This window comes from Pseudomonas sp. SWRI81, from assembly GCF_014268545.1.
In the GTDB taxonomy this organism is placed as follows: Bacteria; Pseudomonadota; Gammaproteobacteria; order Pseudomonadales; family Pseudomonadaceae; genus Aquipseudomonas; species Aquipseudomonas hamedanensis.
The window spans coordinates 1-19,988 of the sequence record NZ_JABWQS010000003.1; the positions used below are offsets into that span (position 1 = coordinate 1).

Here is a 19,988-nt window from a genome sequence, read left to right on the forward strand (position 1 = left end):
ACCTGTGGGAGCGAGCCTGCTCGCGAAGGCGCCGGTCAGTGAAATCAATGCTGACTGACCCACCGCCTTCGGGAGCAGCCCCCTCCCACAATTGGTTTTGTGGCGGGCAGTAATAACTCTGGTGTACCCCAAACCTGTGGGAGCGAGCCTGCTCGCGAAAGCGCCGGGTCAGTGAAATCGATGCTCACTGGCCCACCGCCTTCGGGAGCAAGCTCCCTCCCACAATTGGTTTTGTGGCGGGCAGTAATAACTCTGGTGTACCCCAAACCTGTGGGAGCGAGCCTGCTCGCGAAAGCGCCGGGTCAGTGAAATCGATGCTCACTGGCCCACCGCCTTCGGGAGCAAGCCCCCTCCCACATTGGTTTTGTGGCGGGCAGTAATAACTCTGGTGTACCCCAAACCTGTGGGAGCGGGCTTGCTCGCGAAGGCGGCATGTCGGCCGATATCTGTGCTAACTGACACACCGCCTTCGGGAGCAAGCCCCCTCCTACATCGATCTCCAACACTTGCGCCCCCCCCAAAGTTTCACACTGGCAACTCGACCCGTGCTACCAGTCCGCCCTTGCGTGCGTTGCGCAGTGTCAGTTCCCCGCCCTGCTCGCGCGCAATCGCTCGGGCGGTCGAAAGCCCCAGGCCCACGCCGCCGGTGTCGCGGTTGCGCGACGCTTCGAGACGGAAGAACGGGTCAAACACCTGCTCCAGCGCAGCCTCGGGGATGCCCGGGCCGTCGTCGCTGACTTCAATGGCGATGGCATATTCCTCACGATTCAAGGCAATGCGCGGGTGCTGCGCATACTTGCGCGCATTCTCCAGCAGATTGACCACCACCCGCTTGATGCCTAACGGCCGGCCTTCGTACACCAGGTGCGCCGGACCGTCGAAAACGATGTCAATGTGCTGATCGCGGTAGTCATCGACGATGGTTTGCAGCAACTCCGACAGGTCGAACGCCGTGGTTTGTTCGCGATGGGTGTCCTCCCGAAAAAACGCCAGGGCAGCATTGATCATCGACTGCATTTCCTCGACATCGCGAATCAGTTTGCGCTGGTGGTCGAGGTCTTCCATGAACTCGCTGCGCAAACGCATCCGCGTCAGTGGCGCGCGCAGGTCGTGAGAAATCGACGCGAGCATGTGCGTGCGCTCGCTGATGAAATGCTGGATCTGTGCCTGCATGGTGTTGAACGCCACGATGGCCTGGCGGATTTCATGCGGGCCTTCGATCTTGATCGGCGGCGCGCGCAAGTCAGTGCCGAAACGCCGCGCCGCGCAGGCGAAGCGCTGCAAGGGATTGGCCAACTGGCGCGTGGCGATCCAGGCGACCAGCACTGTCGCAATCAGGCCCAGCGCGATGATGATGGCGATCCGCGTGGGCAACTCCAGACCCCAACTGCGCTCGGGCGGGATAAAGGACAACCAGCTGCCGTCGACCAGTTGCACCAGTGCGGCGTAATGCGCCTGCGGATTATCGCCGGGCCAGTCGCCGGGGTTGAAGGCTTCGATCTTGCGCTGATCACCGAGCAATTGCTGCAGCACCGGCACCCTGCTCGCTTCGACGCGAGCGCCATCGCCCGGCAGTTCGAATTCAGCGCGTTGCGCTTTCCACGACACTTGCAGGAGGCTGCTGCTCGCCGCGGCGGCCAATTGCGGGCGCAGGCTGGCGGGCGCCGCCTCGATCACCCGTGAGGTTGCGGCAATTTGCTCAAGCAGGCCGGTGCGCTCGATGGGCGGACGCGCCCAGATGCCGGCGACCTGAACGAACAGCGCGTTCAGCGCCAGCGACGCGAGCATCGCCGCCAGAATGGTCAGGGCGATTCGCCGTCTGAGGGTGTCGCCCGGCAGCAGTCGGCGGATCACGAGCGGCTGACCTTGGCGGTGAACATATAACCGCCATTGCGCACGGTGCGAATCAGGTCCGGCCGTTTGCAGTCCGGCTCGATCTTGCGCCGCAGACGACTGACCTGCACGTCGATGCTGCGATCGAACGCGTCGTGGCCCTGGCCGTGGGTCAGATCGATCAACTGTTCGCGGGTGAGGATGCGTTGCGGATGGTCGAGAAACACCACCAGCAGATCGAACTCGCCGCCGGACAGCGGAATCATCACGTTGTCGGGTGAGCGCAATTCGCGACAGGTGATGTCCAGGTGCCAACCGGCGAAGGCGACGACCGGCCGCGCTGGCGTGGTCGGATTGCGTTGCTCGCCGGCGCGCCGCTGCAAGGCGCGCACGCGTGCCAGCAGTTCCTGCGGGGCGAACGGTTTAGTCAGGTAGTCATCGGCGCCCAGCTCCAGGCCGACGATGCGATCACTCAACTCGGCCATGGCGGTGAGCATGATGATCGGAATGCCCATCTGCGCGCGCACTTTCTGGCACAGGCTCAAGCCGCCTTCGCCGGGCAGCATCAGGTCGAGAATGATCGTGTCCGGACGTTGCGCGGCAATCGCCGCCCACATGGCCTCGCCGTGTGCGGCGACGTCGACGTCATAGGCGTGCTGCATGAAAAACTTCTTCAGCAGCGCGAGAATTTCCACGTCATCGTCGACGATCAGCAGTCTGCTCACGGTTCCAGGCCCACCCACGAAAAAACACGCAATCTAAAGCCAATCGGCGCCCGGGTCATTTATTTCAATCGTGCAACATCTCTACACCACCGACACCAAATGGACATCGTCCGGCAAAACCGCTGGGGCACTCTGCAGCCATTCCAGTCCAGGGGGTTTGCATGAAGGATTTGTATAACAGCCATCGCGTCGGCGGGCACTGCGTCAACCGGCCTTTGATCCTCAGCCAGCGCACCGCCGCGCTCGGCCCTGACACGCCGATTGTGTTCCATGAGTCATGCCTGGGCGTTTCCGACGACCAGAGCCGAATCGTCCTGCGCCGTTATTTCGAGCACTTCAGCCCGACCAGTGCGCACTGGGTCGAGTACGTCCACAGCATTTCGGCGGCCGATCTGGTCGCGTGGATCATGACTCACGGCCAGCTCCATATCGAGTGCTCGGACCACACCGGGTCTCAACACAAGGAAACTTCGCTTTGATCAACAGCGTTCGCTCACTGTCGCTGGCGCTCGCCGCCGCCCTGAGCCTGTCGGCGTGCACCAGCAAAAAAGCCGAAAACAGTGGCTTTCTGCATGATTACACGGTGCTGACCGAGCGTCAGTCACCGTCCGGTCAACCCGTGCTGGCCTGGGTCAGCCCGGCATTGGCCAGGGGCCGTTATACGCAGGTTTACCTGGCGCCGAGTCAGTTCTACCCCAGCGCCGAACCGACGGTGCGGATTCCTCTCAGCACGCTGTCCGGGGTCACCGATTATTACGACGCAGCGCTGAGAATCGAATTGAGCAAAGTGCTGCGCGTCGTCGACAGACCCGGCCCGGGCACGCTGACGGTCCGGCCGGCGATTACCCAGGTCGCCACTCACGTGCAAGGGTTGCGCTTTTATGAGTGGCTGCCCGTCACCCTGGTGGCCGCCGGGGTGAGTACCGCGACCGGGATTCGCGACCAGGACAGTACCGTCGCCACAGAGGTCTCATTTGAAGACGGCTCCACGGGAGAAGTGATCGCCGAAGTGGTGCGCACGGGCACCGGTCTGCCGCTGGACAACGACCGGCAGGTATTAAGCCCCGATGACGTTAAAGGGGTGCTGGACGGCTGGGCCAGCGACCTCGGCCAATCCTGGCTGACGCTGCGTCGATAATTCACTGCGCGATGGGTGAGTGAAGAAAATAAGCGTGAGTGGTGAATTATTTGGTTACTTCTGATCTCTGATCTCAAAGAAGGTGCCATCGAAAGGATGGCATCGCATGAGAACGGAACTCGTCTTCCCCGCCCCACCCCGGGGCCGCGGTTGTGACAAGACGGACCAGCGACAGAGTAATTCACATGAAATCACGCAAGAACACGGTCAAGCCGATCGGCCTGAAAGACATCACCATTGTCGACGACGCCAAGATGCGCAAGGCGATCACCGCCGCCGCGCTGGGCAACGCCATGGAATGGTTCGACTTTGGTGTGTATGGCTTTGTTGCCTACGTGCTCGGCAAGGTATTTTTCCCCGGCGCCGATCCTGGCGTACAGATGATCGCCGCGCTCGCGACGTTCTCGGTGCCGTTCTTGATCCGGCCCTTGGGCGGGCTGTTCTTCGGCGCTCTGGGGGACAAATACGGGCGGCAGAAAGTCCTCGCCGCGACCATCGTGATCATGTCCCTCAGCACCTTTGCCATCGGCCTGATTCCGTCCTATGCCTCGATCGGCATCTGGGCGCCGATTCTGTTGCTACTGGCGAAAATGGCCCAGGGCTTCTCGGTCGGTGGCGAGTACACCGGTGCCTCGATCTTTGTCGCCGAATACGCGCCAGACCGTAAACGCGGCTTCCTTGGCAGTTGGCTGGATTTCGGCTCGATCGCCGGTTTCGTCTTCGGTGCCGGCGTCGTGGTTTTGATTTCGACCATTCTCGGCGAGCAGCGCTTCGAGGAATGGGGCTGGCGCATTCCGTTCTTCCTCGCCCTGCCCCTGGGCATGATTGGCCTCTATCTGCGCCACGCGCTGGAGGAAACTCCGGCGTTCCAGCAGCACGTGGAAAAACTCGAGCAGGGCGACCGCGAAGGTCTGGCGCGCGGCCCGAAAGTTTCGTTCAAGGAAGTCGCGACCAAACACTGGCGCAGCCTGATGACCTGCATCGGCGTGGTCGCGGCGACCAACGTCACCTATTACATGCTGCTGACCTACATGCCGAGCTACCTCACGCATAACTTGCATTACAGCGAAAACCACGGCGTGCTGATCATCATTGCGATCATGGTCGGCATGCTGTTCGTACAGCCGCTGATCGGCTTCATCAGCGACAAGATCGGCCGCAAGCCTTTCATCGTGGTAGGCAGCATCGGCTTGTTCATCTTCGCCATCCCGGCGTTCATGCTGATCAACAGCGGCAGCATCGGCCTGATCTTTTCCGGGTTGCTGATCCTCGCGGTGCTGCTCAACTTCTTTATCGGGGTGATGGCGTCGACCTTGCCGGCGATGTTTCCCACGCACATCCGCTACAGCGCGCTGGCCAGCGCGTTCAACGTCTCGGTGCTGATCGCCGGCCTGACCCCGACCGCAGTGGCTTGGCTGGTTGAAAGCACCAACGACCTGTACATGCCGGCTTACTACCTGATGGTGATTGCCGTGGTCGGTCTGGTCACCGGTGTGACCATGAAGGAAACCGCTAACAAACCCTTGCGCGGTGCGGCCCCGGCAGCGTCCGACCTGGAAGAGGCCAAGGAATTGCTGCAAGAGCACCACGACAATATCGAACAGAAAATCGAAGACATCGACACGCAAATCGCCGAGCTGGAAGCCAAGCGCAAGGAACTGGCGCAACAGCATCCGCGGATTGATTGAGGCCAGGTCCGGTCACGGTTCAGGCGTTTCCTCGACAAGACGGCTGACATCCGCCGGCTGGTAGACCCAGCCGATGAACAACTCATAACCCACCGCGAGAATCACCGGGCCGGTGAACAAGCCGATGATGCCACTGGTAACCATGCCACCGAGCGCACCGATCAGCACCACCGGCATCGGCACCGCGACGCCGCGTCCCAGCAACAGCGGCTTGAGCACGTTGTCGGAGAGCCCGGCGATGATCATCCACACGGCAAAAATGATCGTGCCGGCGCTGACGCCGTCATGGGCGAATACGAAGATCACCACGGGGATTGTGATCAGCAGCACCGGTAACTGCATAATGCCCAGCAGCAACACCATCAGCGCCAGAATGCCCGCAGCGGGAACGCCCATGATCACCAGCGCGACACCGATCAGCAGCATCTGAATGAAGGCGATGCCGACCACACCCTGCGCCACTGCGCGGATGGTCGAGGTGCACAGTTGCGCGATCTGCGGGCCGCGCACCGGGCCGGAAATCCGCGTGGTGATTGCCACGGCGGTGCGGTGGCCGCGCTCGCCGTGGGTCATGATCAGCCCGGCGATAATCAGTGCGATGACAAACACCACGATCCCCGCGCCGACGCCGGCGGCCTGATGCAGCAGCACCTTGCCCCAGCTACTCAGGTGCGGCGCCAGTTCCTTGAACGCCCAGCTCAAATCCTGCGAGGCGTGTTGCCAGATGCCGAAGATTGGCGCGCCGATCAGCGGCCAGTCGGCGACGCTGGGCGGTGGCGGCGGAATTTCAAAATGGTCCGCCTCCATCGTGTGCATGCCGGCTTTGACCGAGTCGGCCACCGACGCACCGAGCAGGCTCAGCGGCACCATCAGGATCAGCAGGCCGAGCAACACCAGCAGGATCGCCGCCCAGGCATAGCGATTGCCCAGTTTTGCCCCGAGCTTCTGGTTCAGCGGATACAGGGTGATGGCGAGAATCAGCGCCCACAGCATCACGTTGAGGAATGGATGAAAGATATCGAAGCAGAACAGCACCAGCGTGGCGATCAGCCCGGCACGGATCAGCACGTCCAGCAGCGCTCTGGAACTGTTCAAGGCAATGAGCGGCTGTTCTTCCATTTCGCGTTCTCCCGAGGCTGAAAATCGTCACTGCGCTGAGCCTAGATCACAACGGCGCGGTCGTCGTGTTTTCGAGCACTGGCGCCAGTCGCGACACTGGTGCTTCGGCCGATTCCCGTCTAAACCTGATGCACGTCCCTGTTGATAAGGAAGTTGCGGATGCGGTCGACACACTCACTGATGATTCTGGCGTTGGCCGGCAGCGCCGGGCAGGCACTGGCGGGCACTGCCGGGCGGTATTCAGCTATATGAAGCCGGTCAGGAAGGTGCCGGTCGCATCGAAAATCAATCCTGCCGATTACTCCGCACGCGGCTTGGTGTTAAATAGGCGCCAGTCTTAACCTTGTCGTCTCAAGCTGTGCACCGAGAACCGAAATGAACACGCCTTCCAGACAAAAAACGCCCTGCCTGACAGCGGTGATTGCATGATCGAAGTCACCGAAGTTTCCATTGCCCAACTGCGCGCTGCGCTTGAATCCGGCCAGACCACCGCGGTCGAGCTGGTGCAGGCTTATCTGGCCCGTATCGATGCCTACGACGGCGCGGACACACCGACGGCGCTCAATGCCGTGGTGGTGCGCAATCCTGAAGCGTTGAACGAAGCACGCGCCTCCGATGCCCGGCGTGCCCGAGGCGAAACCCTCAGCCCGCTCGACGGCATTCCCTATACCGCCAAGGACAGCTATCTGGTCAAGGGCCTGACCGCCGCGTCCGGCAGCCCGGCGTTCGCCGATCTGATTGCCTATCGCGACGCCTTCACCATCGAGCGTCTGCGCGGTGCCGGTGCCATTTGCCTGGGCAAGACCAACATGCCGCCGATGGCCAATGGCGGCATGCAGCGCGGTGTCTATGGCCGTGCCGAAAGCCCGTACAACGCCGACTACCTGACAGCGCCGTTCGCTTCGGGTTCGTCCAATGGTGCCGGCACCGCCACCGCTGCCAGCTTCGCCGCATTCGGTCTGGCCGAAGAAACCTGGTCGAGCGGGCGTGGCCCGGCGTCCAACAATGGCTTGTGCGCCTATACCCCGTCGCGCGGGGTGATCTCGGTGCGCGGCAACTGGCCGTTGACCCCAACCATGGACGTGGTGGTGCCCTTCGCCCGGACCATGGCGGACCTGCTTGAAGTACTCGACGTTGTCGTCGCCGAAGACCCGGACACCCGTGGCGACCTGTGGCGCCTGCAACCATGGGTGCCCATCCCCAGCGTCAGCGAAGTGCGCCCCGCGTCTTACGCTGATCTGGCCGCCGATGCCAAAGCCCTTGCCGGCAAGCGTTTCGCCGTACCGCGCATGTTCATCAATGCCGATCCTGAGGCGGGCACCAGCGAAGCACCGGGTATCGGTGGGCCGACGGGGCAGCGCATTCAGACCCGCGCCTCGGTGATCGAGTTGTGGAACCAGGCGCGGCAGGCCCTCGAAGCCGCCGGTGCCGAAGTGGTCGAAACCGACTTCCCGCTGGTGTCCAACTGTGAAGGCGATCGCCCGGGCGCGCCGACGGTGTTCACCCGCGGGCTGGTGTCAAAAGAGTTCTTGCATCATGAGTTGTGGGACCTGACAGCCTGGGCATTCGACGACTTCCTGCAAGCCAACGGCGACCCGAAACTCAATCGTCTGGTTGACGTCGACGGGGCGAAAATTTTCCCGCACGACCCGGGCACCCTGCCCAACCGCGAAGGTGATCTGGCCGCCGGCATGGATGAATACGTGCGCATGGCCGAGCGCGGTATCACGCCGTGGAATGAAATCCCCACCGTGCCCGATGGCTTGCGTGGGCTGGAGCAGACCCGGCGCATCGACCTTGAAGACTGGTTGGACCGACTCGGCCTCGACGCGGTGCTGTTCCCCACCGTCGCCGACGTTGGCCCGGCCGATGCAGACGTCAACCCGCAATCGGCCGACATCGCCTGGAGCAACGGCGTCTGGGTGGCCAACGGCAACCTCGCGATCCGCCATCTCGGCGTCCCGACCGTCACCGTGCCCATGGGCCTGATGGCCGACATCGGCATGCCGGTCGGCCTGACCTTCGCCGGCCGCGCCTACGACGATTCGAATCTGCTGCGCCTGGCGTCGGCATTCGAATCGACCGGCAGCAAACGCCAGATCCCACCGCGCACGCCGCCACTGGTCTGACGCAACACAATTGTGGGAGCAGGCTCGCTCCCACAGGGGGAACGCATTTCAATTGTAGGAGTGAGCCTGCTCGCGATGAGGCCTTAAGCCGCACCCTCTCTGCTGGCTGGAAAGCCGCCTTCGCGAGCAGGCTCGCTCCCACATTGGATCGTGTGTAAACCTATTAATCTGATCCAGGCAGAGATCCCCGGGAGCCTGCGTCGGGCCATTATTCTGGCGGATGCAGTACAATCCGCAGCTTTCTCTCACTCCCCAAGGAGTTTTCATGTCCGGGCTCGAACTGTTTGCCGCCGCCCTCGGCGTGATCGCCGTCTGGCTGACGGTCAAACAGAATCCATGGTGCTGGCCGATCGGGCTGGTCATGGTGTTGCTCTACAGCTGGATCTTCTTTGAGGTGAAGCTGTATTCGGACATGTTATTGCAGGTGATCTACGCCGCGCTGCAACTCTACGGCTGGTGGCAGTGGACCCGCGCCGGCACGATGCACGACGGGCGGGATGTCACGCGGCTGACTTCGCGCGCGATTCTGTCCGGTCTGGGCATCGGTGCGGTCGGCAGTCTGTTGCTCGGCGCGGCGATGGCCCATTGGACGGATGCCGCGCAGCCCTGGCTCGACGCGGCTCTGACCGGGTTCAGCCTGGTGGCGCAGTGGTGGATGGCGCAGAAGCGCTTGCAATGCTGGACGCTGTGGTTCGTGCTCGATGTGATTTTCGTCGGGCTGTTCCTCTATAAAGGGCTGTACCTCACCGCTGCGTTGTACGGGCTGTTCACCCTGCTCGCCGTCCAGGGTTATCGCGAATGGCGAGCCGATCCGGCGCTGCAACGATGAAAGTTGTCGTGTTGACAGGACCTGAGTCCACCGGCAAAAGCTGGCTGGCGGCGGGTCTGCAACAACGTTTCGGCGGCGTTCGGGTGGATGAATACGTGCGTCGGTTTATCGAACTCAATCCCCGCGACACCTGCCTGGCCGACATCCCCGAGATCGCCCGCGGCCAGTTGCAATGGGAGGATGAGGCACGCGCGCAACAGCCGTCGTTGCTGATCCTCGATACCCATCTGTTGAGCAATATTCTCTGGAGCCAGACGCTGTTCGGCGCCTGCCCGGCCTGGCTGGAAGCGGAACTGCTCAAGCGCCATTACGACTTGCACCTTCTGTTGTCACCGGAGCAGATCGACTGGACCGAAGATGGCCAGCGCTGCCAACCAGACCTGCCCGAGCGTCTGGCGTTTTATAGCGCCACGCGCCACTGGCTCGAACAGCACCAGCAACCGTTGCAAATAATTCAGGGCGACTGGGCCGCACGGCAAGTGCAAGCCTTTGCCGCCGTCGAGCAATTACTCGCCGAATGATCCGGCGGCGGGTGCCAACGCCCGTCGAGTCGGCGCAAAGTGTCCATTTCTGAAACACCGCCGACCGCGCAAAGGCCGCTGCGGGCCATGTTCATGGCTTTGTCATCAGCGTTGTTACACCAATGAAACACCTCGACGTTAGCCCCGCGCCAGAGCATCCCTCAGGCCAGTGCCAACTGCGTGCCGCTCGGCGTGTTTCACGTTTGAAACAGATCCCAGCCCAAACCCGCACGGGGTTTACGCAAATCATTGAAAACCCAAGGCATTCCAAAAGCGGCACAGCTTTCGCTCTCTCCTTCACAACGCTGACCAAGGGCAGCCCACCGAAGAAGGAATTGCAGCCGTGGGGAATTTCAATAAAGGTTTGACCTGTCTTCTGCTGATCGGATCAGCCGCCAGCGTCGTGTTCAGTGTCAGCGCGCAGGCCGAAGGCAATGGCGTGATCGTCCTCAATCGCGACGTGCAGCCGATCCCTATCGGTCGCAATGGCGGCAAAGACCCCTACCCGACCACCGTCAACGCCAACCCTTCGGCGCGGATCAATCAGACCCTCAGCAACACCGAACTCAGCGACGGCGATTTCGCCGGTGTCGCCAGCGGTTCTTCGATTCGCGGCAACATGACCACCCCCAGCTCCAACCTGCCCGGCATGAATACCCTGACCAACCAGAACGGTCTGCCCGGCATGCGTGTTGGCACGGGTGGCGGCGCGGGCGGCTCGATCTCCAATACGGTCAACCGGGCGATGAGTACCGGTCTGGCGCCCCTGACCCGCATGGCCGGAGGCCAGTGAGATGAATCGCACTCTTGTGCTACTTGCCCTGCTCGGTTGCACCAGCGCCATGGCCGATTCGACTTCGGTCAACCAGGCAAATATTCAGGATTCAGGCGCGCAGTACCGCGGCAACTTCAATGTCAACCAGGCTGCCGGTGACCAGATGCAGCAAGCCAACACCAAGGCGATTGCCATCGGCACCGAAGCGCACGCCGCCACCCGCATCACCCAGACCCTCGATACCTCCGCCAGCCGCGCTATCGACGCGAGCGCCAACATCGGCGGCAATTCTTTCAGCAATGGCAACGGCATCCTCGGTGTGAACCAGGGTGCCGGGGCCAATAACCAGATGGCCAACGTCACGCGCGTCAGCATCAGTGCTGCACCGCAGAGCGTTGACGACAGCGCCCTTTCGCAACAGAACGTGGCGTTTTTACCGAGCTCAGGAGCAACTGGTACCCCACCCGGCAGTCGCCAGGTCACGACAAGTGATCAGGCCTTCACCGGCAGCCGCGGGGTCATCCAGGTGAACCAGAGTGCCGGGGTGGGGAACCGCATGGCTAACACCCTGAGCATCCGGGTCGCAGACTGACCCAAACACACGCAGTGCAATTAGAAAGTACCAACACTTAACCAACTAATAAGCACGATGGAGAAACACCATGAAACCTACAATGGCTCTCAAACCACTGGTTTTCGCACTTGCAGCAGTGATGGCAATCGCAGCACAGGCAGGCGGCCGCGACAACGGTCATGGTAACGGGCATGGCAACGGGCACGGTAATCACCAGCCCAAAGGCCCTACCCTGGAACAACTTCTGCAAATCACTGCCGGCGCCGGCGCCGCCGTACTTGACGTGCAAGACAGCGACGGCAACGTGGTGAAAAACCAGGGCACGCTCAATAACGCCAATGCCAGCGACTCGCTCAATGGCTCCAACGGCAACATGGGCGCCAACGTTGCTGCCGGCGACGGCAACCAGCAGGACAATGCTGCTGCATTGGCCACGGCTGACGAAAGCTTCATCTTCGGTAACGCGGTTGCGGCCTCGAGCGCGACTCAGGTCAACAACAATAACTACGTGAAAAACTCGTCGACCTTCAACAACGCCACCCTCAACAACGCAGGCAACAGTGGTTCCGGCAACATCGGGATCAACGTGACAGCCGGCAACTTCAACCAGCAGAAAAACAACCTCGCCATCGCCGTATCGGGTGGCCGTGTAGCGCAGGCTGCTGCCTCTGCCAACCAGTCCTCGACTGGCCTGGTTGTCGAGAACAAAGGCGTGCAGGCGTACAAAACCGACACCCTTACCGACACTTATGCAGCCGCTGGCACGTTCAAAGCCACAGGCAAAGGCACCTCCGAAAGTACGAACAACCACGGCGGTTGGGGCAATCGTGGCGGCGGCCACGGTGGCGACGATGATCAGAAATTCAAGTTCGAAGCCGTGGGTACTTTTGGCCTCGCTGGCGTCACCACCCACCAAGTGTTGACCAAAGACGGCTGGAAAACCCCTGTTGTCAACAATGCCAACATGACCAACTCGATGAACAACTTCTCCGGCAACGGTGGAGCCAACGTCTCGGCCGGTGTGGGCAACCAGCAAAGCAACTCGCTGTCCATCGCCGCAGGTTGCAAAGCCTGCATGTAACGCGATCGAAACGAAAGCCCCGGCAACGGGGCTTTTCCCCGGTTCCACAAGGCGTATTCGATCATGCGAACTCCTGCCCTCCTCGCTCTGCTTTGTCTGTGTGGCCTGACTCAGGCAGCGCAGATGCCTGTCGCTGCCCTGCCGGGTGGCGTGCTGGTTTACAAGGACGTGCAGAGCCTGCGTGAGCGCAAGTTTGCCGACATCGTCGAACAGAAGACCGATTTCAGCTGCGGCGCTGCTGCACTGGCAACGGTCCTGCGCCAGGCCTATTGGCTCGACGTCGATGAGGAGCACATCATCAAAGGCATGCTGGTCAACGCTGACCAGGACCTGGTGCGAACCCAGGGTTTCTCCATGCTCGACATGAAGCGCTACGTGGAAAGCATCGGCATGCGCGCCCGAGGCTACCGGATCCCGCCCGAGAAACTCGAAGCGGTGACCATTCCGGTGGTGGTCCTGATGGACATTCGCGGCTACAAGCATTTCGTCGTGTTGCAGCGTTCGGACAAGCACTGGGTGTACATCGCAGACCCGGTACTCGGCCACAAACGCTACAAACATGATGACTTTGTCAAAGGTTGGAACGGTATTGTCTTCGCCATCGTGGGTCCCGGGTATGACAAGGTCAATGCCTTGCGCAGCCCTCCGGTGCCGCTGACGGCAAAGAACAAGCTGGACGGTTTCAACCCGGTCAAAGATGCGGAATTGATGGATTTCGGGTTCATTCAGAGCGACTTCTTTTAATCGCCGAGTTAGAGAATGGGACTGGATGTCCCGGGAGCAGCAAATGAAAAGCTCATACTGGCTGGCCGCCGCCTGCCTGGCAGCGAGTGCATCAGGTTTTGCCCAAGCAGGGTTCAAACCCATTGAGATCAAGGACCAGGAGCTCGCCGAGCTGCGTGGTCGGTATGTGATGCCGGGGCGGATTATCAGCTTCGGCATTGTCATGAGCAGTACCTGGCGCAACGCCAGCGGCGACCTGATCGGGGCCGCGACCTCAATGCAGATCCAGGCTGCAACGGTCAAACCGGAATTTTATGTCTCGACCATCAAGGAGTCGGGCAACGGCAGCACCCCCACACTGGGCACTGGCACCGTCATCGGTGGCGCCGGCCTCAACAGCACGCAGGGCGTGACACAAAGCGTACGCGCGGCGGGCGATGGCAACACCGCCAACAACAATGTGGCGATCAACGTCAGCGAAGCCAGTCAGGCGCCGGCACTGCTGCCGTCGCAAGGTCAGGCGCTCGTGACCGGACAGACCATCACCGGCAGCAACGGCGCCGGCAGCGTCGCGGTTTCCGCGTCGGGCGGAGGCGTGCAAATGGCCATTCAGGCCAGTGGCAACCAGGGCACGGCATTGCAACAAGTCGCCCAGGGCGGACTGCTGCAGAACACCCGCCTGCTGGGCAGTGCCAACGTGGTCAATAACCTCACACAGCTCAACGTCGTACTGAACAATAACGGCAGAAGCGCCGGCGCACTGGACTGCAACCTGACTCAACTCGGGGCCCTACGCATAAGCGGATATTGAACTACGCTGACTCTCGATCATTGGGCTTAAAGGGACGGCTTATTCATGTATCGATCAGTATCACTGCGTGCCGCAGTGTGTTTGAGTACCCTTCTACCCGCGGCGATGCTGCAAGCAGCTCCCGACGCCGATGTAGAAGCCCTGAAACGGGAACTTCTGGAACTGAAACAACGATACGAAGTACAGCAACAGGCCCTGGCGGTACTCGAACAACGGGTTCGCCAGGTTGAAGAACAGCCCGCCGCCCCACCGCCAAAACGACTGGCCAAATCGCCATCGGACATGAAAGGCAACCGTGTCGCCACCGGCACCGGTGCAGCCGCTGCATCGGGAGGCGCCGCCGGGGGCAGTGGCGCTTCTTACGGTCAGTCGCTGGCCGACGATTCGCAACCGGCGCAAAGCGTCTCCAACCTGTATGACGAAGCCAGCGGCTTTTTTGGCGGTGGCAAGTTCAGTGTCGAGACCGGCATCACCTATTCGCGCTATGACACTCGCCAATTGATCCTCAACGGTTTCCTCGCGCTGGATTCGATCTTTCTCGGCAACATCAACCTCGACCGGATCAAGGCCGACACCTGGACCTTCGACCTGACGGGTCGCTACAACTTCGACAACCGCTGGCAATTCGACCTGAACGTGCCGGTGGTGTACCGCGAATCGACGTACCAGTCGGGTGGCGGTAACGAAGGCGCGGCCGGCGTCACCACCGAAGAAACCGTGACCAAGGACCCAACCCTGGGCGACGTCAACTTCGGCATCGCCTATAAATTCCTCGACGAATCGGTCAACACCCCGGATGCGGTCGTCACCTTGCGGGTCAAGGCGCCGACGGGCAAGGACCCGTTCGGCATCAAGCTGCGCCAGACCGATGCCAACTCCAACCTGTTCGTCCCCGATACCCTGCCGACCGGCAACGGCGTCTGGTCGATCACACCGGGTATCTCGCTGGTCAAGACGTTTGACCCGGCGGTGCTGTTCGGCAGCCTGTCGTACACGCACAACCTGGAGGAGTCGTTTGACGACGTCAGCTCCACGGTCAACCAGAAAAACCCCGGCAAGGTGCGCATCGGCGACAGCTTCCAGATCGGCGCCGGTATCGCTTTCGCGTTGAACGAGAAGATGAGTATGTCGTTCTCGGTGTCCGACCTGGTGCAACGCAAGAGCAAGCTGAAACAGGATGGCGGGGACTGGGAATCGGTGGTGTCCAGCGACGCCAACGCCGGATACTTCAACGTCGGCATGACCATTGCCGCCAGCGATAACCTGACCATCGTGCCGAACCTGTCGATCGGCCTGACGGACGATGCGCCGGACTTTTCCTTCAGCCTGAAATTCCCGTATTACTTCTAAAAGCAAAAGATCGTCCGAACGCTCGGGCCGCGTTCGGACGATCTTTTGATCTTCAGCTATCTAACGGATCTGATGTTTGTGCAGGAGCCGATAAAACGTCGGCCGCGACACACCCAACACTTTGGCGGCGACGCTGAGGTTATCGCTGTGGCGGTTCAACACGTCGCACAAGGCCTGGCGTTCGGCGCGAGTCTTGTAGTCTTCAAGTGTGCCCATGGGCGCGGTGACTGACTGCTGGCTGATCAGTCCGAGGTCGCGGGCCTCAATCTGCCGGCCTTCGGCCAATACCAGCCCGCGACGCACCCGATTGGCCAGTTCGCGCACATTGCCCGGCCAGTCATGTTTACCCATGGCGATCAAGGCATCTTCGCTGAAGCTGCGCGGCCGCCGTCCGGTTTCGTGGCTGTAGAAGTGTGAAAAGTGATTGGCCAGCATCGACAGATCGCCGTGGCGTTCGCGCAGAGGCGCGGTCAGCACCTGCAGCACGTTGAGGCGGTAATAGAGGTCTTCGCGAAAGCGCTTTTGCTCGATGGCGGCCTCAAGATCGACGTGCGTCGCCGCCAGAACGCGTACATCTACCGGAATGGGCTGACTGCCGCCCACTCGCTCAATGTGTTTTTCCTGAAGAAAACGCAGCAGATTGGCTTGCAGTTCCAACGGCAAGTCGCCGATTTCATCGAGAAACAACGTGCCGCCATTGGCCGCTTCGATGCGTCCGACTTTGCGCTGATGGGCACCGGTAAATGCGCCTTTTTCATGGCCGAACAACTCGGACTGAATCAGGTGTTCGGGAATGGCTCCGCAGTTGATCGCTACAAACGGCTTGCTGTGGCGTTGCGATTGCCGATGCAGCGTCCGCGCCACCAACTCTTTGCCGGTGCCGCTTTCACCACGGATCAGCACGGGCGACTCGGTGGGTGCGAGTTTGCTGAGCAACTTGCGCAGCTCACGAATCGGTTTGCTGTCGCCGAGCAACTCATGCTCCGGCTGATCGACATGAATCGTCCCCTGCCCGCGCAGGCGTGCCATGCCGAACGCGCGACCGAGCGTGACCTGCACCCGCGAGACATCGAAAGGCAAGGTGTGGAAATCGAAAAACCATTCACAGACAAAGTCGCCGACGTTCTGTAAGCGCAGGACCTCCTGGTTCAGCACGGCAATCCACTCGGTGCCACTGCGGCTGATCAGCTCCTTGACGGCTTCGGGACGTTCCAGATGAAAAGGCTGCAAACGCAGCAAGCCGACATCACACGCGCGGTCAGCGGCATGCTCCAGCGAACAACTGTCGACATCCCAGCCTGCCGTGCGCAAGCCGGGCAATAAACGGTGGCAATCGTCGCAGGGGTCGACAACCAGTAGACGGCGTAAGGCTGGCGCTTCGTTCATGTCTGATCCTTGGCGCCAAATTTTAGGAAATGATTGTAAAAACAGTCATTTGGCAGACCTGGCTGTAACACTAGCAAGATTTTGACAGAGCCTTGTACCGTTTGCTTATAGATGTACCAGCAAATCCGTTATAAGAACGGGATTGGTTAGTTGCCTATCGACACAAAACTTTCAGCACGCTTTCAAACGGCTCTTTATGGCGGGGCCATGAAATAAAGTCGAAATTTCTTCGTCTCAGGTGTGACCTGCTCCCCGGTTGCGTGCATCAGTACAAGTAACCAGCCGAACGGTAAGCCCAACCGACGGCACATCATTTGTTGGGCACTTATAGAGAGAAGACCCCATGACCGCCCCGCTCCGTATCAACGAAGCTCTTTTGATTGCCAACCACGCGTTCAAACCTTTCCAGTGCGTGGCCTGGGCACCACAAGACGGCAATGGCGAATTGAGCCTGACCGTTATCGACCGCACCAATTCCCACATCGGTCGCACACAGATTCCTAGCAGCACCTACTCTGATCCTGCGCAACTTGAGCAACTGCTGCAGCAAGCTCGAAGCGAACTTAGCAAAGAAGGTCATAAGCTGCAGTCCTGGTCGATGCCTCACTGATCACGGACAATGCGGATGACATTCACGTCATCCGCATGCTTGCCTTAGTTGCCCCTTCTTTTTTAAAAGACATTCTTTCGTACAACTTTTTACAGCGCTTTTTCGTTAAGTTGCTTGGCAGGCTTGCGACTGGTTCAAAAAGACACTGTTCTGGCACAGTGCGACCGTCCGCCTGCTACTTCTAACAGTTGTGCTTCCTCGCGTTCAGGTTTTGAATGTTCCGCTCATGCAGTTATCCCCGCCGGCTCCCGGCCGTGGTCAACTCGCAAGGAGATGCGTGCATGTCCACCCTGAACGCCTTTGCGCTTCCAGCGTCAGCAGACCATCCGGGCCCACTTGATTCGACGTTCGCCTTGCGCGGCGTTGCGCAGGTGTACTTTGCCGGCAGCTTGTCCAGCCTGACCCAGGATGTCGCCCTTGATGCCCAAGGCCGGATACTGGTGGCCGCCAAGGTCGGCACCCTTGAAGGCTGCCGTTTCGGTCTCGCGCGGTTGCTCGCCGACGGCTCGGCCGACTTGTCCTTCGGCGTTCAGGGCAGCGTGATCGGTACGTTTGCTGCGGGTTTCGAAGCCATGGCCAGCAAGGTCCAGGCGCTGCCGGACGGGCGCATTCTGCTGGCCGGCCTGCATTATGAAAACAGTCATCGCACCCTGCCCGGCCTCTCCCTGTTCGATGCGCAGGGCCGGCCAGACCCAGCGTTCGCCGATAACGGCTTTCAGGTTGTGCGACTGCCCGGCGACTTGTCCATGGGCACCCGCGACCACTGGTTACCGCCCGGTGTCCCGGGTGTCGAAGCCTGTGATTTTGCCGTGCAGGATGACGGCCGCATCTTGCTGATCGCCAACCATCATTTCGAACTCGCGGACCATGCCGGCCTGCTCATTCGTCTGAGGGCCGACGGCAGCCTGGATGACAGCTTTAACGGCCGCGGCTTCGTAATGGTCCGCCACTTGTTGCTCAATACCTGGCTGAGTCGCCTGCTGCTGAAAAACGATGGGAGGGTTGTGGTCGCCGGCTCCATCGGTTTTCCGCAAGAAGGCCTGCTGGCCGTCTACCTGCCCGATGGGCGCCTGGATGAACGGTTCGCCGTGGACGGCTTCATGGCATTCACGGCTCACGGCAAAAGCGCCCAGGTCAGTCAGGTCATCGAGTCCGGTGAGTCGCTGCAGTGTTTTGGCAGCAGTCGCGACCCGATTCGCTGCCTGGCGTTCAACCTGCACGCCAACGGCCGCCCCGACGCACATTGCAATAACGGCCAACCCCAGTTGCTGGATATCGGCCCCAGCGGCTGCCAGTGGAGCGCCGCCCAGCGCATGGCCAACGGCAACATCATCGCAGTGGGCGCAACCATCGGCGGGGTCGAGGCCGACTTTATCGTCGCCCGGTATCGGCCCGATGGGCACCTCGACCCAAGCTTTGGCGATGGCCAAGGCTGGCTGCGTACGCGACTGGGCAGAAGCCTCGACACGGCCAACTCACTGGTGGTGCAAGCGGATGGGGCGATTGTCGTGGGCGGGTATTCGCTGGATGGCAACTATCGGGCGATGGTTGCGCGGTATCTCAACCGATAAGACGAGTACAGCGCTCGCCTTTCGTCGGATTTAGCCGTGCACCTGTTATTTCTGACAGTAGACGCTTTTATTGATCGGGGTTCAGATGGCGGGACGCGCAGACGGCTGCGTGTTTAATCTGAAAAAAGGAATTTTTACATGACTGATCAAGAGAAATTATCCGGAAAACTGACGGGGGTAGATGCTTCAGGCAAGCGCACCAGTAGCGTCGCACCGTACATCCTCAAACTTACCGACCTGAAAAATAACTACATCGCATCGGGCAGCGTCGTTGAGATTAGCGACTTTATTCTCCATGGCTCGGCCAGCCCCGGAGAAAATGTAGAAATTCGGGATAGGGGAATTTCCGTTGCTTCGGTTCCCGTCAATAATGAGGGCGACCTCGCATATGTGCTGCATGAACAGCACGGCGGCTTTCATGAGTACACGATTGTCGATCGGGAGGGGCGAGAATCACGCTCTTGGGAAGTCATTGTGGACTACACGACACAGACATACATCGAATCTGTTCAGGGGCCTGACGGTGAGCCCATCGCAGACGGTTCGAGTACATCCCATACGACTCTGTATTTTGCCGGCAATGGTGTGCCTGGTCACGTCATAGAAGTTACGTGTGACGGCACGGTGCTGCGTCTGGTGACAGTCGATCACAGCAGGCATTGGAGCGCCAACCTCACGGATCTCAAGCCAGGCCGGCATGACTTCACTGTCCGAGAGCTCAACGGCAAAGAATCCCCCCCTTGGCGGATCGAAATAGAAAAACCGGCATTGTTGAGTATCCAATTCGGGTTCGGCCAGCGGAATTATCAACCCGTCAAAGATGGTGAAACCACTAACCAGACATCGGTGGTCCTGGTCGGCACGGCGAAGCCGAAGGAAGAGGGTACGATTCTCAGCGATGTCCATGGCCCGGTTGTCTTCCAAGCGAATGAGTTCGGGATTATCAACGCAATTGTTGAAGATTTGGCACCTGGCTATAGCTATACGTTCGTCTGCCGCTCCGGGGCGGATCGAACTTCGGAGCCTTTCACAATCAAGGTGGCTTCGTCGAAACTGCCATAAGGTAGACTTGTTTCAACACTAAAAAGGTCTGCCGAGTAACGACTCGGTAGGCCGTTGTTGTTT

Annotated in this window: 19 protein-coding genes; 15 read left to right on the forward strand and 4 right to left on the reverse strand. The window is 60.4% G+C overall.

What is annotated here, in order from left to right; translation table 11 throughout:
* Positions 1-525: 525 nt before the first annotated feature.
* Positions 526-1,854, reverse strand: a complete 1,329-nt coding sequence (locus tag HU765_RS02685) for an ATP-binding protein (protein ID WP_186618937.1) — start codon at positions 1,852-1,854, stop codon at positions 526-528.
* Positions 1,851-2,558 carry a response regulator gene (locus HU765_RS02690; RefSeq protein ID WP_186548271.1) on the reverse strand — a complete coding sequence of 236 codons (708 nt, stop codon included), beginning with the start codon at positions 2,556-2,558 and terminating at the stop codon, positions 1,851-1,853. Before HU765_RS02690 ends, HU765_RS02685 begins: the two co-directional genes overlap by 4 nt.
* Before the next feature lie 161 nt (positions 2,559-2,719).
* Here HU765_RS02690 and HU765_RS02695 point away from each other — a divergent pair, with 161 nt between their 5' ends.
* From HU765_RS02695 to proP, 3 genes are all read left to right on the forward strand, one after another.
* Complete coding sequence (locus HU765_RS02695; protein ID WP_186618938.1) at positions 2,720-3,037, forward strand: hypothetical protein; 318 nt, start codon at positions 2,720-2,722, stop codon at positions 3,035-3,037.
* A complete protein-coding gene (locus tag HU765_RS02700; RefSeq protein ID WP_186619080.1) occupies positions 3,037-3,696 on the forward strand; it encodes a DUF3313 family protein in 660 nt (219 codons plus the stop codon). The genes HU765_RS02695 and HU765_RS02700 overlap by 1 nt, the downstream gene beginning before the upstream one ends.
* Before the next feature lie 185 nt (positions 3,697-3,881).
* A complete protein-coding gene (proP, locus tag HU765_RS02705) occupies positions 3,882-5,384 on the forward strand; it encodes a glycine betaine/L-proline transporter ProP (RefSeq protein WP_186618939.1) in 1,503 nt (500 codons plus the stop codon).
* A 12-nt stretch (positions 5,385-5,396) separates the two neighbouring features.
* Here the strand turns inward: proP and HU765_RS02710 are convergent, their stop codons facing one another.
* A complete protein-coding gene (locus HU765_RS02710) occupies positions 5,397-6,503 on the reverse strand; it encodes an AI-2E family transporter (protein ID WP_186618940.1) in 1,107 nt (368 codons plus the stop codon).
* A 425-nt stretch (positions 6,504-6,928) separates the two neighbouring features.
* Here HU765_RS02710 and HU765_RS02715 point away from each other — a divergent pair, with 425 nt between their 5' ends.
* From HU765_RS02715 to HU765_RS02755, 9 genes are all read left to right on the forward strand, one after another.
* Positions 6,929-8,632, forward strand: a complete 1,704-nt coding sequence (locus HU765_RS02715) for an amidase (RefSeq protein ID WP_186618941.1) — start codon at positions 6,929-6,931, stop codon at positions 8,630-8,632.
* A gap of 265 nt (positions 8,633-8,897) precedes the next feature.
* Positions 8,898-9,461: a nicotinamide riboside transporter PnuC gene (gene pnuC / locus HU765_RS02720; RefSeq protein WP_186618942.1), complete on the forward strand. Its 564-nt coding sequence runs from the start codon at positions 8,898-8,900 to the stop codon at positions 9,459-9,461.
* Positions 9,458-9,982: an AAA family ATPase gene (locus tag HU765_RS02725; RefSeq protein ID WP_186618943.1), complete on the forward strand. Its 525-nt coding sequence runs from the start codon at positions 9,458-9,460 to the stop codon at positions 9,980-9,982. The genes pnuC and HU765_RS02725 overlap by 4 nt, the downstream gene beginning before the upstream one ends.
* 343 nt (positions 9,983-10,325) lie before the next feature.
* Complete coding sequence (locus HU765_RS02730; RefSeq protein ID WP_186618944.1) at positions 10,326-10,775, forward strand: hypothetical protein; 450 nt, start codon at positions 10,326-10,328, stop codon at positions 10,773-10,775.
* A 1-nt stretch (position 10,776) separates the two neighbouring features.
* Entirely contained in the window at positions 10,777-11,349 is a 573-nt protein-coding gene (locus HU765_RS02735; protein ID WP_186618945.1) for an adhesin, read from the forward strand.
* A gap of 70 nt (positions 11,350-11,419) precedes the next feature.
* Positions 11,420-12,412: a heme utilization protein gene (locus HU765_RS02740; RefSeq protein ID WP_186618946.1), complete on the forward strand. Its 993-nt coding sequence runs from the start codon at positions 11,420-11,422 to the stop codon at positions 12,410-12,412.
* Positions 12,413-12,475: 63 nt separating this feature from the next.
* Positions 12,476-13,156: a C39 family peptidase gene (locus HU765_RS02745; RefSeq protein ID WP_186618947.1), complete on the forward strand. Its 681-nt coding sequence runs from the start codon at positions 12,476-12,478 to the stop codon at positions 13,154-13,156.
* Between the two features lie 43 nt (positions 13,157-13,199).
* The gene (locus HU765_RS02750; protein ID WP_186618948.1) at positions 13,200-13,946 is read left to right on the forward strand and encodes a hypothetical protein; all 747 of its coding nucleotides are present in this window, start codon (positions 13,200-13,202) and stop codon (positions 13,944-13,946) included.
* 45 nt (positions 13,947-13,991) lie between these two features.
* Positions 13,992-15,296 (forward strand): hypothetical protein, encoded by a 1,305-nt coding sequence (locus tag HU765_RS02755; RefSeq protein WP_186548298.1) that lies wholly within the window; start codon positions 13,992-13,994, stop codon positions 15,294-15,296.
* A 60-nt stretch (positions 15,297-15,356) separates the two neighbouring features.
* On the opposite strand, the gene HU765_RS02760 is transcribed toward HU765_RS02755, so the two are convergent.
* Positions 15,357-16,682 carry a sigma-54 dependent transcriptional regulator gene (locus HU765_RS02760; protein ID WP_186548300.1) on the reverse strand — a complete coding sequence of 442 codons (1,326 nt, stop codon included), beginning with the start codon at positions 16,680-16,682 and terminating at the stop codon, positions 15,357-15,359.
* Positions 16,683-17,025: 343 nt separating this feature from the next.
* On the opposite strand from HU765_RS02760, the gene HU765_RS02765 reads away from it, so the two are divergent.
* From HU765_RS02765 to HU765_RS02775, 3 genes are all read left to right on the forward strand, one after another.
* Entirely contained in the window at positions 17,026-17,292 is a 267-nt protein-coding gene (locus HU765_RS02765) for a hypothetical protein (RefSeq protein WP_186618949.1), read from the forward strand.
* A 281-nt stretch (positions 17,293-17,573) separates the two neighbouring features.
* Complete coding sequence (locus HU765_RS02770) at positions 17,574-18,863, forward strand: hypothetical protein (protein WP_186618950.1); 1,290 nt, start codon at positions 17,574-17,576, stop codon at positions 18,861-18,863.
* A gap of 138 nt (positions 18,864-19,001) precedes the next feature.
* Positions 19,002-19,925 (forward strand): hypothetical protein, encoded by a 924-nt coding sequence (locus HU765_RS02775; RefSeq protein WP_186618951.1) that lies wholly within the window; start codon positions 19,002-19,004, stop codon positions 19,923-19,925.
* Positions 19,926-19,988 lie beyond the last annotated feature (63 nt).

Bases quoted from the DNA above. Each gene is read 5' to 3' on its own strand.
- HU765_RS02695 (WP_186618938.1), top strand. From the start codon at position 2,720: ATGAAGGATTTGTATAACAGCCATCGCGTCGGCGGGCACTGCGTCAAC.
- proP (WP_186618939.1), top strand. From the start codon at position 3,882: ATGAAATCACGCAAGAACACGGTCAAGCCGATCGGCCTGAAAGACATC.
- HU765_RS02710 (WP_186618940.1), bottom strand. From the start codon at position 6,503: ATGGAAGAACAGCCGCTCATTGCCTTGAACAGTTCCAGAGCGCTGCTG.
- HU765_RS02715 (WP_186618941.1), top strand. From the start codon at position 6,929: ATGATCGAAGTCACCGAAGTTTCCATTGCCCAACTGCGCGCTGCGCTT.
- pnuC (WP_186618942.1), top strand. From the start codon at position 8,898: ATGTCCGGGCTCGAACTGTTTGCCGCCGCCCTCGGCGTGATCGCCGTC.
- HU765_RS02725 (WP_186618943.1), top strand. From the start codon at position 9,458: ATGAAAGTTGTCGTGTTGACAGGACCTGAGTCCACCGGCAAAAGCTGG.
- HU765_RS02735 (WP_186618945.1), top strand. From the start codon at position 10,777: ATGAATCGCACTCTTGTGCTACTTGCCCTGCTCGGTTGCACCAGCGCC.
- HU765_RS02740 (WP_186618946.1), top strand. From the start codon at position 11,420: ATGAAACCTACAATGGCTCTCAAACCACTGGTTTTCGCACTTGCAGCA.
- HU765_RS02745 (WP_186618947.1), top strand. From the start codon at position 12,476: ATGCGAACTCCTGCCCTCCTCGCTCTGCTTTGTCTGTGTGGCCTGACT.
- HU765_RS02750 (WP_186618948.1), top strand. From the start codon at position 13,200: ATGAAAAGCTCATACTGGCTGGCCGCCGCCTGCCTGGCAGCGAGTGCA.
- HU765_RS02755 (WP_186548298.1), top strand. From the start codon at position 13,992: ATGTATCGATCAGTATCACTGCGTGCCGCAGTGTGTTTGAGTACCCTT.
- HU765_RS02760 (WP_186548300.1), bottom strand. From the start codon at position 16,682: ATGAACGAAGCGCCAGCCTTACGCCGTCTACTGGTTGTCGACCCCTGC.
- HU765_RS02765 (WP_186618949.1), top strand. From the start codon at position 17,026: ATGACCGCCCCGCTCCGTATCAACGAAGCTCTTTTGATTGCCAACCAC.
- HU765_RS02770 (WP_186618950.1), top strand. From the start codon at position 17,574: ATGTCCACCCTGAACGCCTTTGCGCTTCCAGCGTCAGCAGACCATCCG.
- HU765_RS02775 (WP_186618951.1), top strand. From the start codon at position 19,002: ATGACTGATCAAGAGAAATTATCCGGAAAACTGACGGGGGTAGATGCT.